This is a genomic window from Sphingomonas ginsenosidivorax, from assembly GCF_007995065.1.
Lineage (GTDB): Bacteria > Pseudomonadota > Alphaproteobacteria > Sphingomonadales > Sphingomonadaceae > Sphingomonas > Sphingomonas ginsenosidivorax.
This window is the reverse complement of record NZ_VOQR01000001.1, coordinates 1,788,474-1,802,137: the sequence shown is the minus strand read 5'-3', so window position 1 is coordinate 1,802,137 and position 13,664 is coordinate 1,788,474. Positions and strand designations below refer to the sequence as shown.

General features: G+C 66.7%; 18 protein-coding genes. 9 read left to right on the top strand and 9 right to left on the bottom strand.

From position 1 onward, the window contains the following. Positions 1-221 precede the first annotated feature (221 nt). Complete coding sequence (locus FSB78_RS08225; protein ID WP_147081713.1) at positions 222-1,142, top strand: right-handed parallel beta-helix repeat-containing protein; 921 nt, start codon at positions 222-224, stop codon at positions 1,140-1,142. Positions 1,143-1,276: 134 nt separating this feature from the next. Here FSB78_RS08225 and FSB78_RS08220 read toward each other — a convergent pair whose 3' ends face one another. The 8 genes from FSB78_RS08220 to FSB78_RS19630 are packed head-to-tail and all read right to left on the bottom strand — an operon-like array spanning position 1,277 to position 3,912. After that, positions 1,277-1,513 carry a hypothetical protein gene (locus FSB78_RS08220; RefSeq protein ID WP_147081711.1) on the bottom strand — a complete coding sequence of 79 codons (237 nt, stop codon included), beginning with the start codon at positions 1,511-1,513 and terminating at the stop codon, positions 1,277-1,279. A 10-nt stretch (positions 1,514-1,523) separates the two neighbouring features. Next, positions 1,524-1,763 (bottom strand): hypothetical protein, encoded by a 240-nt coding sequence (locus tag FSB78_RS08215; protein ID WP_147081709.1) that lies wholly within the window; start codon positions 1,761-1,763, stop codon positions 1,524-1,526. 12 nt (positions 1,764-1,775) lie between these two features. Beyond that, entirely contained in the window at positions 1,776-2,051 is a 276-nt protein-coding gene (locus FSB78_RS08210) for a hypothetical protein (RefSeq protein ID WP_147081707.1), read from the bottom strand. An 11-nt stretch (positions 2,052-2,062) separates the two neighbouring features. Further along, positions 2,063-2,359 carry a hypothetical protein gene (locus tag FSB78_RS08205; protein WP_147081705.1) on the bottom strand — a complete coding sequence of 99 codons (297 nt, stop codon included), beginning with the start codon at positions 2,357-2,359 and terminating at the stop codon, positions 2,063-2,065. Positions 2,360-2,383: 24 nt separating this feature from the next. After that, positions 2,384-2,767: an envelope stress response membrane protein PspC gene (gene pspC / locus FSB78_RS08200; protein WP_147081703.1), complete on the bottom strand. Its 384-nt coding sequence runs from the start codon at positions 2,765-2,767 to the stop codon at positions 2,384-2,386. 1 nt (position 2,768) lies between these two features. Further along, positions 2,769-3,068, bottom strand: coding sequence for an envelope stress response membrane protein PspB (pspB, locus tag FSB78_RS08195; protein WP_147081701.1), 300 nt, complete (start codon positions 3,066-3,068; stop codon positions 2,769-2,771). A 1-nt stretch (position 3,069) separates the two neighbouring features. Beyond that, entirely contained in the window at positions 3,070-3,735 is a 666-nt protein-coding gene (pspA, locus tag FSB78_RS08190) for a phage shock protein PspA (protein ID WP_147081699.1), read from the bottom strand. Between the two features lie 42 nt (positions 3,736-3,777). Beyond that, complete coding sequence (locus FSB78_RS19630) at positions 3,778-3,912, bottom strand: hypothetical protein (protein ID WP_277872703.1); 135 nt, start codon at positions 3,910-3,912, stop codon at positions 3,778-3,780. A 176-nt stretch (positions 3,913-4,088) separates the two neighbouring features. Here FSB78_RS19630 and pspF point away from each other — a divergent pair, with 176 nt between their 5' ends. The 5 genes from pspF (at position 4,089) to FSB78_RS08165 (ending at position 10,865) form a co-directional block, all read left to right on the top strand. Beyond that, positions 4,089-5,129 (top strand): phage shock protein operon transcriptional activator, encoded by a 1,041-nt coding sequence (pspF, locus tag FSB78_RS08185; RefSeq protein ID WP_147081697.1) that lies wholly within the window; start codon positions 4,089-4,091, stop codon positions 5,127-5,129. Between the two features lie 122 nt (positions 5,130-5,251). Then, positions 5,252-5,863, top strand: a complete 612-nt coding sequence (locus FSB78_RS08180; protein WP_147081695.1) for a superoxide dismutase — start codon at positions 5,252-5,254, stop codon at positions 5,861-5,863. Positions 5,864-6,606: 743 nt separating this feature from the next. Beyond that, positions 6,607-7,959 carry an EAL domain-containing protein gene (locus tag FSB78_RS08175; RefSeq protein ID WP_242008127.1) on the top strand — a complete coding sequence of 451 codons (1,353 nt, stop codon included), beginning with the start codon at positions 6,607-6,609 and terminating at the stop codon, positions 7,957-7,959. A 53-nt stretch (positions 7,960-8,012) separates the two neighbouring features. Beyond that, positions 8,013-10,415, top strand: coding sequence for an ATP-binding response regulator (locus tag FSB78_RS08170; protein WP_242008126.1), 2,403 nt, complete (start codon positions 8,013-8,015; stop codon positions 10,413-10,415). A 63-nt stretch (positions 10,416-10,478) separates the two neighbouring features. Then, a complete protein-coding gene (locus tag FSB78_RS08165; RefSeq protein ID WP_147081693.1) occupies positions 10,479-10,865 on the top strand; it encodes a response regulator in 387 nt (128 codons plus the stop codon). Here FSB78_RS08165 and FSB78_RS19480 read toward each other — a convergent pair. Beyond that, positions 10,862-11,692, bottom strand: coding sequence for a class I SAM-dependent methyltransferase (locus FSB78_RS19480; protein WP_242008125.1), 831 nt, complete (start codon positions 11,690-11,692; stop codon positions 10,862-10,864). The genes FSB78_RS08165 and FSB78_RS19480 overlap by 4 nt on opposite strands. A gap of 93 nt (positions 11,693-11,785) precedes the next feature. On the opposite strand from FSB78_RS19480, the gene FSB78_RS19475 reads away from it, so the two are divergent. From FSB78_RS19475 to FSB78_RS08145, 3 genes are read left to right on the top strand one after another with little or no spacing between them, the layout of a single operon-like run. Next, positions 11,786-12,511: a ComF family protein gene (locus FSB78_RS19475; protein ID WP_147081689.1), complete on the top strand. Its 726-nt coding sequence runs from the start codon at positions 11,786-11,788 to the stop codon at positions 12,509-12,511. Positions 12,512-12,543: 32 nt separating this feature from the next. Next, positions 12,544-12,798, top strand: a complete 255-nt coding sequence (grxC, locus tag FSB78_RS08150; protein ID WP_147081687.1) for a glutaredoxin 3 — start codon at positions 12,544-12,546, stop codon at positions 12,796-12,798. Continuing rightward, on the top strand, positions 12,798-13,619 hold the full coding sequence (locus FSB78_RS08145; RefSeq protein WP_147081685.1) for a carbon-nitrogen hydrolase family protein: 822 nt from the start codon (positions 12,798-12,800) through the stop codon (positions 13,617-13,619). The genes grxC and FSB78_RS08145 overlap by 1 nt, the downstream gene beginning before the upstream one ends. Positions 13,620-13,664 lie beyond the last annotated feature (45 nt).

The following is a 13,664-nucleotide window of genomic DNA, read 5'->3' as shown; positions in this document are numbered from 1 at the left end:
CGCGCAGTCAGCCAGTCTGGATCCCCGCCTTCGCGGGGATGACGGGGGGTGGGGATGGCAGGGCTACGGATATCTACGGATACGACGAGGCGCTAGTGCGCCGTTCCGAGACACCCGGGCGTGCCGGCAAGCATTCCATCCGCACCGCGCGCGCGTTAACTGCGAAAGAGGCTGGCGTTGCGGGTTCGCGCGCGTGCAGGCCGGGCCGAAAGGATTTTCCCATGAAACGATCGTTGCTCGCGCTGTCGCTCCTCGCCGCTCCCGCGTTTGCCGCGGGGCCTGCACCGTTCACCATCGGGGGGCAGGGTTTCGCGACGCTGCAGGACGCGGTCGATTCGGTGCGGCTAGGCACGGCGACCATCCTGATCGCGCCGGGGACCTACCGCGAATGTGCGGTGCAAGCGGGCGGCCACATCACCTTCAAGGCGGCCGAGCCCGGCAGCGTGATCTTCGACGGCGTGCCGTGCGAGGACAAGGCGGTGCTGGTGCTGCGCGGGCAGGGGTCGGTGGTCGACGGCATCGTCTTCCGCAACCTGCGCGTCAGCGACGGCAACGGCGCCGGGATCCGCACCGAGATGGGCGACCTGGCGGTGAGCAATTCGATGTTCCTCAACAGCCAGGAGGGGATCCTCGGCGGCCAGCCCGCGGGACAGCGGATCACGATCGACCGGTCGACCTTTTCGGGGCTCGGCCAGTGCGACGAATCGCCGAGCTGCTCGCACGCCATCTACCTGGCCAACAAGGGTAGCGTGACGATCACGCATTCGCGGTTCGAGCGCGGCACCGGCGGGCATTACGTCAAGCTGCGTGCGCCCACCGTGTCGATCACCGACAACAGCTTCGACGACACCGCGGGCAAGAAGACCAACTACATGATCGACCTGTCCGAAGGATCGACGGGGCTGATCGCGCGCAACGCCTTCGTCCAGGGGACCGCGAAGGAGAACCACACCGGACTGATCGTGGTCGCGGCGGAGGCCCGGACCTATCGGTCGACGGGGCTGCGCGTCGAGGACAATGACGCGCGGTTGTCGCCGGGGGACAAGACCAGCCCTGCGTTCGTCGCGGACTATAGCCATGACAAACTGGCGCTGGGGACGAACCGGCTGGGTCCGGGGTTGCGCGCGTTCGAGACGCGCTAGGGGTTCGATCCTCCCCCGCAAGGGGGAGGTGGCAGCGAAGCTGTCGGAGGGGGCGGAAAGGGCGACAGAGGTTCCGTGTCCGCCCCCTCCGACGCCTTCGGCGCCACCTCCCCCTGGCGGGGGAGGATTGAGGCCTACAGATCCACCCCGGCGGCGATGGCCTCGAGCTTCTTGATGCGTTCCTTGAGGTCAGCGATCTCGATGCGGGCGCCGGCGGTGGGAGCCAGCGGCGATTCGCCGTCGTGCGCCGCCAGTTCCATCCGCCGCAGCGTGAGCCAGCCGCGCCATCCGGACAGGCCGCCGGCGACGACCATCGCGAGCCCGGCGAGGCCGGAAAGCGCGAGCGTGATATAGACGTTCGGGTCGGTCATGTCCGCCTCCCTAGCGGTCGCGGAGCCGCTCGATCTCTCGGTCGAGATCGACGCTCTTGTGGTTGTCGGTGATCACGCGCTCCAGCACCTGGATGCGCTCCTTCATCTGGCGGACCTCGTCGCGCAGCCGCTGCGTGTCGAGGCTTTCGGTCGGGACGATCTGCGATCCCATCGCGCGGTAGCGTTCGCGCATGACCTTGGCGACGGCTGCGATCAGGACGATGCAGACGACCATTGTGAAAGGGTTCATGGGTCCTATCCTCTAGTTGACCGGGCGCGCGTCGCGCAGCCGCTCGATGTCGTCGGCGACCGCGATGCCGCGGTCGGTGGCGAGGCGCTCCAGCACGCGGACGCGCTGTTCGAGCCGCTCGGTATGCGCCGCATATTGCGCTGCCTTCTCGGCGGTCTGCGCGTTGAGCGCGGTCGCCATCGTTTCCTTGTGCCGCATCCAGCTCTTGAACATCTCGCCGCCGATCCCGAGCGTGACGGGCAGGCCGACGCAGATGATCGCGAGCATGAAGACCGTAAATCCGTCCATCGTCGTGATCCTTATCGGTCGCGGAGTGCGTCGATCTCGCGCGCGGTACGCTCGGCGGGATCGGTGGCGATGCGTTCGAGGACCGCGATCCGTTCCTCGAGGCGCGAGACCTGGCCGTTGAGTCGCTCGTTCTCGCTGCTCAGCAGCTGGACCTGGCGATCGCCATCCGGATTGGGCTTGTGCGTCTCGCCGCTCCATTCGTCTTCCAGCGCATAGCCGTGCTTCGCGCGGATCCAGGTGTTGACCACCCAGCCAAGGGTCGAGATCGCGATGATCGCAATGACGAAACCCGGTCCACCCCAACTCATTGTCCGTCCCCTGTTGGCCGCGCCTCAGCGCAGGCTGTCGATCTCTGCCGCGAGGCTGTTGCTGCTGCGGCTGGTGTAATGCGTCTCGATGTCGGCGAGGCGACGGTCGATGTCGCGGAACTTGCTGCGGACCTCGGCGGTCGAGCGCTTCGGGTTCGAGCGGACGCCCTGCCAGAACTTGGCGTCGTCGGGCGTCTCGTAGAGGCCGATCGGCTTGGCTTCGCCCATCCAGGCGACCAGCCAATAGGCGACCAGCGTCCATGGGAAGCCGCCGGCGAAGGTCAGCAGGATCATCGCGACGCGGACCCAGAGGACTTCGACCCCGGTATAGTCGGCGATCCCTGCGCAGACGCCCTTGTACTTGGCGTTCTGCTTGTCGAGGTAGAATTTGGTACGGCTGGCGGACATCTCAATTCCTCCGTTCGAAGGGGGTACGGGCGGTCGCGCGCTCGGGCTCGCGATCGGCGAGATAGGACTGGCTGGTCAGGCCCGGCTTCCAGTCGGGATTGTCGGCGGCGATGATCCGCTCGACGGTGACGACCCGATCTTCCAGCCGGCGGGCAAGCATCTGCAGCTCGTCGAGCAGGCGTTCGTCCTCCTCGGTGATCTTCGGAGCCTGCTTCCACTTGGTGATATAGTGCATGATCACCCAGGGCAGCCCGATGAAGATCGAGACGATGGGGACGCCGACGGACATCAGATCTTCCATCTCAACCGTCCTTCTTCATGCGGGCCTTGAGCACCGCGAGTTCCGCATCGACCTTGTCGCCGGCGCGCAGTTCGGAGATTTCCTCCTCGAGCGTCTTGACCGAGCCCAGGCCCAGCGCCTCGGCGCGGCCCTCGGCCTCGTCGACGCGGCGGTCGAGGACGTCGAAGCGGCTGAACGCCTCGTGCGTCTTGGGACCGTTGTACATCTCGCGAAGCCGGGTGCGGTTGTTCGCGGTCTCCAGCCGGGTCTGCACCGCGTTCTGCTTGGTGCGGGCCTCGCGCAGCTTGGTCTGCAGTTTGGCGATGTCCTCTTCGGACGCGCGCAGCGCATCGTCGAGCACGCCGACCTCGGCCTTCAGCTGGTCGGCCATGTCGACCGCCTTCTGGCGTTCGACCAGGGCCGCCTTGGCGAGGTCCTCGCGGTCCTTCGACAACGCCAGCTCGGCCTTTTCGGTCCAGTTGTCCTGCAGCTGGTCGAGTTTCGAGATATGCCGGCGCATCTCCTTCTGGTCGGCGATGGTGCGCGCGGCGGAGGCGCGAACCTCGACCAGCGTCTCCTCCATCTCGAGGATGATCATGCGGATCATCTTCGCAGGGTCTTCGGCCTTCTCGAGGAGATCGGCGAAGTTGGCGGCGACGATGTCGCGGGTGCGGGAAAAGATACCCATGTAAATCCTACTCCGGAGTGCGCGGGGTGCGGCGTTGCCGCCTTATGCCACGATGTGGGTCGGGCTCGCCAGCGCCGCCGAGGTGGCGGGGCCCACCGCGCCCAGCACGCAGGTGGCGCTGAAGACGATGGTGCAGAGGGCGGCGGCGACGGTGCGGGCGAAATCGGTCTTGAACATGGCGTGGCTCCTTGATCCTGGTGTCTGTTTCCGTCGTTTCCGGCGGGTTGCCTGAAGCATTGCATCTGCCGTGCCAGTTTTGAAAATCGCTTCAGATCAATGGCTTAAACATAAGTGCGGCATTTCGGACCGGACTGCACTTGCCAAGAGTTGGGAATACGCGCCAAACCTTGCGCATGGAGCGCACCACACAGGTCATCGGGCAGTCGCACACCTTCATGGGGGCGCTGGAACGCGCGAGCCGGGCAGCCGCGCTCGACCGCCCGGTGCTGGTGATCGGCGAGCGGGGCACGGGCAAGGAACTGGTCGCCGAGCGACTGCATCGTCTCAGTCCGCGCTGGGACCAGCCGCTGGTGATCATGAACTGCGCGGCGCTGCCCGAGACGCTGATCGAGGCGGAATTGTTCGGTCATGAAGCGGGTGCGTTCACCGGCGCGACCAAGGCGCGTGCGGGGCGGTTCGAGGAGGCGGACGGCGGGACGCTGTTTCTCGACGAGCTAGGGACGCTGTCGATGGCGGCGCAGGACCGGCTGTTGCGCGCGGTCGAATATGGCGAGATCACGCGGATCGGATCGTCGCGGCCGATGCGCGTCGACGTGCGGATCGTGGCGGCGACCAACGAGCATCTGCCCGACAAGGTCGAGCGACACGAATTCCGCGCGGATCTGCTCGACCGGTTGTCGTTCGAGGTGGTCACGCTGCCGCCGCTGCGCGCGCGCGCCGGCGACGTCGTGGTGTTGGCGGACCATTTCGGGCGGCGGATGGCATCCGAACTGGGGCGCGAGCGGTGGGAGGGTTTCGGTCCTGCCGCGCTCGATGCGCTGACGACCTATGACTGGCCGGGCAATGTCCGCGAACTGCGCAACGTGGTCGAGCGTGCGGTCTATCGGTGGGAAAAGGCGGGCGCGATCGACGAGATCGAGATCGACCCCTTCCAGTCGCCGCATCGTCCGGGTGCGGGCAAGCCGCGCCCCGTCGTCGCGGCGGCGGCTGCACCCGTGCCGCCTGTTGGCGACGCGGAGGATCCTGTGGTCGCGTGCGAGGAGGGGCCTTCGGACTTCAAGTCGCGGGTGTCGCGGTTCGAGCGCGACCTGCTGGCCCGCGCGATGGCGGAGCATCGTTTCAACCAGCGCGCGACGGCGGAGGCACTGGGGCTGACCTACGACCAGTTGCGGCATGCGCTGCGGCGGCACGAGTTGCTGGGGGCGGGGGCCTGACCACTCCGTCACCCCGGAACGAGCCCGGGACGACGGAAGGCACGCTTGCGTAACGACTGCGCCGGGACCATTTGACCGCGGCGGGCGTTTCACGTCCGACCCCATCTACAAGGAGACTCCCGATGGCTTTCGAACTCCCGCCGCTGCCTTACGCCTATGATGCGCTCGAGCCGGTGATCGACCAGGAGACGATGCACTTCCACCACGACAAGCATCACGCGGCCTACACCGCCAAGCTGAACGAGGGTGTCGAGAAGGACTCGAACCTGGCCGGCAAGTCGATCGAGGACATCCTCGGCATGATCTCGTCGCAGCCGCCGCTGATCCGCAACAATGGCGGCGGGTTCTGGAACCACGACTTCTTCTGGAAGACGATGGGACCCAAGGGCTCGACGACGCTGTCGGGTCCGCTCAAGGATGCGATCGACGCCTATGGTGGCCTCGACAAGCTCAAGGAGGACTTCAACGGCAAGGGCGCCGGACAGTTCGGCTCGGGCTGGGCGTGGCTGATCGTCGATTCGAGCGGCGCGCTGAAGGTGACGAGCACGCCGAACCAGGACAACCCGCTGATGGACGACGCCAAGGAGCCCGGTACGCCGCTGCTCGGCAACGACGTCTGGGAGCATGCCTATTACCTGACGTACAAGAACGACCGTCCGGGCTATCTGAAGGCCTGGTGGGACATCGTGAACTGGGACGTCGTCAGCGAGCGCTTCGCAGCCGCGTCGCGGTAAGTTCCATCGCTCCTCTCTCCGCGGGAGGGGCATGATGATGGCGGACCGGGCCGGCGCACCAGTGTCGGTCCGGTCGGACCATGGTACAGGGGTGCCCGCTGATGCAGCCTCGGCGCCCGGTACTTTGCGGTAGTATTTAAGACCGCACCGCTGACCCGGTGAGCATCTCCCGAGGTCCGTCCGATTTCACTTTCACGATCGCAGGCCTATCGTCAGACGAGGGCGCAGATCATCGCAAGGTATGCTCCCCGTCCCGCCGGCTCACTGCCGTATCGACGACCTGAGCGTCGATCTTCGAAACTAGGATGAGAGGGCAGGGCGCTCCGGGTTTCGACCTGGGATGTCTTCCGGCTGCGGCCGATACCCGATCCGGAAATTCAACAAGCACGATCTGCTTGGAAGCATCGCCGCGCCATCATGGGCGTGGGGGGCGGTGCGAAGCATCGTGCGCCGATGCCAAGTTAGTCGGCCCGGACGACTGCGGCAACGACATCATCGCTACCCGACCGTCCAGGCCGACCGCAATCATTCACCAGGGGCGAATGTTGCTACCGTAGATGAGCGCGAGAATGAACTTCAGCATTGTTTGCTCCCTTATTTTTAACACCCTTTCGGATGCAAATTCCCAGTAACAGTTAACGTGGCGTTAAACAATCCCGATAGGAGTTCGTTAACCACGTTCCTGCGAAGCGGGCCGTCATGCTTAAGAGTATCTTGAGGACTGGCCGGTAATCGCCGACGATATGAGCCAGTTTCCGCATGCGCAGTTGGATCGGTCGGCACGGCAGAACGCCGCCTCAAGCGACGTGCCCAGCCGTGTTGGCATCGGCGGGACGCCGTCGGAGTTGCAGGTGGCGCAACGGGGATGGCAGTTCCTGGTGCTGGCCGAGGTCGCTGATTTCGCTGTTCTACGCCGCCATCTGGGGCGGCCGCGCGCCGACATGCTGATCGTCGACGTCACCGAACGTATTGCCACGCTGCTGCCGGAAGCGCGTGTCGTCGTAGCGGGGCGCCATCTGGTCGAGATCGGGTTCGAAAGCGGCGTGCGCTTGACGCTCGACATCGCGTTGCAGGCGCTGGAGATGGCGTTCGACACGCCGCTCGACATCGATGGTGAACAGCACACGCTTCACCTGTCATTGGGGGCCGCGGCCGTGGCCGGGCATGTCGACGACGTCCGGCTGGTCGAGGAGGCCGAGCGCGCGCTGGTTGATGCGCGAATCGAGCGCGTCGCGGTGGTGCGAGACGTCGCGCGCGTGACCGCGTCGATCGATCACATCGCGCTCGCTCGCGACCTGGCGGGGGCGATCGAGAACGAGGAACTGTTCCTCCAATATCAGCCGAAGGTGCATGTCCGTCGACAGGAGGTGACGAGCGTCGAGGCGCTGGTCCGCTGGCAGCATCCGACCCGCGGCCTGGTGCTGCCGGGCGATTTCATCCCGATGGCGGAGGAGTCGCGCGATATCGTCGCGCTGACGCTTTGGACGATCCGGCGCTCGATCATCGACCAGAAGGCGCTGGCCGATCGCGGCCACGATCTGCGCGTGTTCATCAACATTGCCGGCGGGCTGCTCGCGGACCCGGGGTTCGTCCGCCAGGTCTGCGCGATCGTGATCGAGAGCGATGCGAAACTGGGGTTCGAGATCACCGAAACGTCGGTGATCCGCGATCCGGAGAGCGCGATCGCCAACCTCAAGGTCTTCGCCGACATCGGCGTGACGATCGCGATCGACGATTACGGCGCGGGTCTGTCTTCGCTCGCCTATCTCAAGCAGTTGCCCGCGCGCGAGCTCAAGATCGACAAGCTGTTCATCACGCAGCTGACCAGTTCCAATCGCGATCCGCTGATCGTGCGATCGACCATCGACCTGGCGCATGCGCTCGACATGGAAGTGGTCGCCGAGGGTGTCGAAACCGCCGCGGCGATGGCGCTGCTGTCGGTGATGGGGTGCGACATGATCCAGGGGTTCCTGATCAGCCGACCGATCAACATCGATGCCCTGATGCGCTTCCTCGAATCGGGCGGCCACCTGCCTGCGGCGAGCGATCTACGCATGCCGTTCAACCGGCTTGCGACGGTGTGGAATCGGGGCTGATCGCGATGCGGCGCCGTTATTTTCGTGGGATCGTCGCAGTAATATGCGCATCGATGTCTGGCGTCGCCGTTGCGCAGGCTCCGACGGCCAGCATCTCGGTTGAAACGACGATTGCCGATGCCAAGGCGGCGATGCTCGTCGATCCGGAAGCCGCGCGGGCGACCGCCGGTCGGGCGGAACGGATGGCTGATGGGATCACCGATCCAAAGGCGAGGGGCGTCGCGACCGCGACCGCGCAATGGCTTCAGGGCGAAGCGTATCTGCGGACCAATGCAATCGCCAAGGCTGCGCCGCTGATCGAGCGTGCGCTAGCGACTGCGAAGTCGGTTGCGCCGGGAGAGAAGTTGCAGGCCGACGTTCTGCTTTCGCGTGGCGGGATAGAGCAGCAGACCACCAAGGTCGGTCGCGCGCTGCAGGACTATCAGGCGGCATTTGAGATCTACCAGAAGATAGGCAATAATCGCAGCCAGGCGGTCGCGCTCCTCTACATTGCGTCGCTGTACAACGAGGCGATGGATCAGAAGAACGCTCTGAAATACTATGCGCAAGCGCTGGACACGTACAAGTCGGATATCAATCTGTCGGTCTCGATCTACAACAATATCGGGAGTGCGCTGAAGGATCTTGGCGAGCTTGAGAAATCGAACGCGCGTTTTACGCAGGCCTTGACGTTGGCGCGGCAATTGCAAAGTCCGATACTCGAAGCGCAGATACTGAACAACATTGCGCGGACGAAGCTTGCGCAAGGTGATCTCGATGCCGGCGACACCGTTATCAAGGCCGGAATGAAGGTAGCGAACGGCAGCGCGACCGGGGACTGGCGAAATCAAATCATCGCAACGGCGGCGCAGGCGGCGTTGCAGCGCCACCAGCCGCAGCGTGCCGCCGCGCTGATCACGCAGGCGCTGACCGGCGTCGATCCGGCGACCACGACCCTGTCGTTCCGCGACATGCACGACACCGCGTACCAGACCTACATGGCGGTCGGGGACATGGACGCCGCGCTGGTCCACCTGCGTGCGTTGAAACGCCTCGACGACAACGCGACGCGGCTCGCGATCGATGCCAGTACCGCGCTGATGGGCGCACGGTTTGACTTCGCGAACCAGGAACTGAAGATCAGCCAGCTGAAAGCGAGCGAACTGGAGCGCGGGATCGCGTTCGAGCGGGCACGAGCGCAGACGCAGCGTTATGCCTTCCTGGGTGCGTCGGTGGCGATCGCGATCGTCATCGGGTTGCTGGCGTTCGCTTTGTTCACCGCAAGGCGCAGCCGCGACAGGGTGCGCGCGGCCAACGCCGACCTGGCGATCACCAACAGCGCGCTCGGCAAGGCGCTGGCCGCCAAGACCGAGTTCCTGGCAACGACCAGCCACGAGATCCGCACGCCGCTGAACGGCATCCTCGGCATGACCGAGGTGATGCTGGCTGACGCCGCGCTCGCGCCCGCGGTGCGCGACCGGCTGAACGTCGTCCACGGTGCGGGCGTGACGATGCGCGCGCTGGTCGACGACATCCTCGACGTGGCCAAGATGGAAACCGGCAACCTGTCGATCGAATCGGCGCCGTTCGACCTGCGTGCGACCGTCATCGAGGCGTCGCGGATGTGGGAGGAACAGGCGCGTGCCAAGGGCCTCGGCTTCGACGTCGACCTGACCGAATGTCCCGCGCTGATCGTCGGCGACGCGGCACGGGTACGGCAAATCGTCTTCAACCTGCTGTCCAATGCGCTGAAGTTCACCGCCGCCGGGAGGGTCGCGCTGGTGGTCGACGTGACGCAGGACGACTCGCTGCGCATCGCGGTGTCCGATTCCGGCATCGGCATCGCGCCCGAGAAGCTCGAGGAGATCTTCGAATCGTTCCGCCAGGCGGATGCGGGGACGACGCGGCAGTTCGGGGGTACCGGGCTGGGACTGGCGATCTGTCGCAACCTGGCGCGCGCGATGGGGGGCGACGTGTCGGTCGGCAGCGTGGTCGGCGCGGGCGCGACCTTCACGCTGATGCTGCCGCTGGTCCGCGCGGAGGCGGCCGTGGTCGAGGATTGCGAGGTCGCAGGAGACCGCGTTCTTGTCGTCGACCGGAATCCGATTACGCGGATGACGTTTCGGTCGTTGCTTGCGCCGCGCGGCGGAGAGGTCGTCTTTGCGGGGAGTGTCGAGGACGCGGTCGCGCGACTGGCGGAGGGGGGTATCCGGCGCGTGCTGGTCGACGATGCCACGGTGCGCACCTGCACGGATTGGCATGCCGGGCTGCGCGCGATCGCGGCGGCGGGATCGGGTGCCGACGTGACGCTGTTGTGGCCGGTTTCCGCGGACTCCGAGCGTGACGAATTGCTGGCAACCGGGGTCGCGCGTGTGGTAACAAAGCCGGTCAGCGGTGCAGCGCTGGTGGCGGCGATGTTCGAGACATCAGTTTCGAAAAACGACGCAATTCCGGACCTTGTGTCGCGTGCGGCTTGAAGGGTATGCGAGGCGTATGATTACGCAGCCGAAACCGCTTTTTTCCTTACAATCGAAACGGCGGTGAACGTCCTCTTCATCGAGGACGATCGGATGAATCGTCGGGTTGTCAGGGACATGCTCGACGTGGCCGGCGCGTCGATGGTGGAAGCCGAGAGCGCAGAGATCGGGCTGCGGATCCTGGACGAGCAGGACTTCCAGATCGTGCTGGTCGATTTGCGCATGCCGGGCATGGATGGCGTCACCGCGATCGAGCACATCCGCGCACGCGGCGATCACAAGGCCAAGGTGCCGATCATCGTCGTGACTGCCGATATCGCGCCCGATCTGCGCGACCGGTGCATCGCGGCGGGTGCGGACGAGGTGATCTTCAAGCCCGTCGCGATGGATTCGCTGTTCGAGGCGATGGGCCGCATCCTCGCGCGCAACGGCGACGGAATGATCGGCTAGCGCTTCAGCGCGTCGGTGAGCGAGGCGGTGCCGCTGCCACGGCGCGCGGGCTTGGGTTGCGACGGATCGGGCGACCAGCCGGTCAGGAACACGATTTTGAATTTCTCCCGCGTGCGGCCGCCCTCGTCCGCGGCGTCCGCGAACGCCTGCGCCAGTCCGGCGAGCGCGGCCTTGCCGAGCGGTCGGCGGCCGGCGAGAACGTTGGTCGCCGCCATGCCGCGCAGATCGCCGAGCAGGCGACCGACATCGCCATAGCCGACGTTGAGCGTCTCGACATCGGCGACCGGCAGCGCGAAGCCCGCGCGCATCAGCAGGTCGCCCGCCGATCGCACCTCGATCTGCGGATGCAGCCGCGCGACCGGGCGGTCCTGTTCGGCGACGCGCAGCGCCGACCGCAGCGCGGACAGGCTGCCTGCGCCGACGAACGCGCCGAGGAACAACCCGTCGGGGCGCAGCACGCGGCGGATCAGTGTCAGCGCGCCCGGCAGGTCGTTGACCTGGTCGAGCACGCCCGCGCAGATCACGCAGTCGAACGACGCATCGGCAAACGGCAGCCGGTCCTCGTCGCCCTGGACCCCGCCGGCACCTTTGGCGAACGCGAAACCGGCGTCGCAGCGCGCGACCCGGGCGCCGGGCGGGGCCGCGAACGCACCATCGAAACAGCCGAGGTCGAGGATGTCGGTAAAGTCGCGCGTCACCGCGTCGAGGCGTTCGGCGATGCCGTCGAGCATCGTCGCGCGGATGAAGTCGTGCGCGGCATAGTCGGGGGCGGCGCGGTCGCGGCGAAGGCGCCGGGCGGTGCGATCGAAGATGTCGGGGTTGTCCACGGCCGCGCTTGTGCCGGGCGCGGGCTTTGACGACAAGGGGGCGCGGCAACGGGGGGCGCGGCAAAGGGGCAAGCGGCAAAAGGGGGAACGGTAATGCGGGGAGGGCCGTTTCGCGCGCTCGTCGGCCTGGCGTTGCCGCCGCGGTGTGCCGGGTGCGGCGTACCGGTCGCGGACGACCACCGGTTCTGTGCCGTCTGCTGGAGCGGGTTGCGCTTCCTCGGCCCGCCCTGGTGTGCCGGGTGTAACACGCCGTTCGCGTTCGACCGGGGAGACGGGGCGCTGTGCGGCCAGTGTCTTGCCGATCCGCCGCGGCACGCGGGAGTGCGCGCCGCAGTGGCGTATGGCCCGGTCGCGCGGGACCTGGCGCTGCGGCTGAAATATGGCGGGCGGATCGCCTTTGCCGAGACGATGGCGCGGCACATGGCGAGGCTGATGCCCGAGGGCGCGGCGCTGCTGGTGCCGGTGCCGCTGCATCGCTGGCGGATCTGGACGCGGGGGTTCAACCAGGCGGCGCTGATCGCCGATGCGCTGGCCGCCGCGACCGGCGTGCCGCATGGCCGCGACGTGCTGGTCCGGAAAAGGCGGACCGCGCCGCTACGCGGGCTGGGCGGGCGGCAGCGGACGAAGATGGTGGCGGGTGCCTTCGCGGTCGCACCCGCAAGGCGCAATGGATTGCGCGGGCAGGCGGTCGTGCTGGTCGACGACGTCTATACCAGCGGCGCGACCGCGGACGCGTGTACGCGCGCCTTGCTGAAGGGCGGCGCGGCGTCGGTGACGGTGCTGTGCTGGGCGCGCGTGCTGGCCGAGACCGATGATTGACAAGCGGACCCGCAATCCTCACCTCCGCTCGCATGGCTAAAGTCGAAATCTACACCAAGGCGTTCTGCCCCTATTGCACTCGGGCGATGAAGCTTCTCGCCTCGAAGGGCGTCACGCCGGAGGAGTTCGACGTGACCATGGGCGGCCCCAAAAAGGCCGAGATGGTCCAGCGTTCGGGCGGGCGCATGACGATGCCGCAGGTGTTCATCGACGGGAAGCATATCGGCGGGTCGGACGATCTGGCCGCGCTCGACGCTCGCGGCGGGCTGGACCCGCTGCTCGCCTGATGCGGATCGGCGTGCTGCAGATGACGAGCGGGATCGATCCCGCGGTCAATGCAGCGACGCTGGTCGACGCGGTCGCCGCCGCGGCGGGCGAGGGGGCCGCGATGGTCTTCACGCCCGAAATGTCGGGGCTGATCGATCGGGATCGGACGCGCGCCGCCAGGCACATTGTCGCCGAAGACGATGATATCGTGCTGCGCGCCGTCCGCGAAGCCGCGGCGGCGGCGGGCATCTGGGTGCATCTCGGTTCGCTGGCGATCCGCCGGCCGGATGGGCTGCTCGCGAATCGCGGCTTCGTGATCGATGGCAGCGGCGCGGTTCGCGCACGCTACGACAAGGTCCATCTGTTCGACGTCGATCTTCCCTCGGGTGAGAGCTGGCGCGAATCGGCGTCCTATGCGGGGGGCGAGGCCGCGGTGGTGGTCGACACGCCGGTCGGGATGCTCGGCACGTCGATCTGCTACGACCTCCGGTTCGCGCGGCTGTATGCGGCGTTGAGCGATGCGGGGGCGACTTTGCTGTCGGTGCCGGCGGCGTTCACGCGACCGACCGGGGCGGCGCATTGGCACGTCCTGCTCCGCGCTCGCGCGATCGAGTGCGCGGCGTTCGTCGTGGCCGCCGCGCAGACCGGGCTGCATGCCGATGGGCGGACGACCTATGGCCATTCGCTGGTCGTCGATCCGTGGGGTGAGGTTCTGCTCGATATGGGCGAGGCACCCGGGCTGGGCTTTGCCGAGATCGATCCCGCGAAAGTGGCGGACGTGCGGGCGCGCATCCCGGTGATCGCGCATCGCCGACCGATCCCCGCCGTCACGACCGCGTGACCGGGCAGCGTGTGGGACGACGTACGGACGAGCAGGAACGCCGCC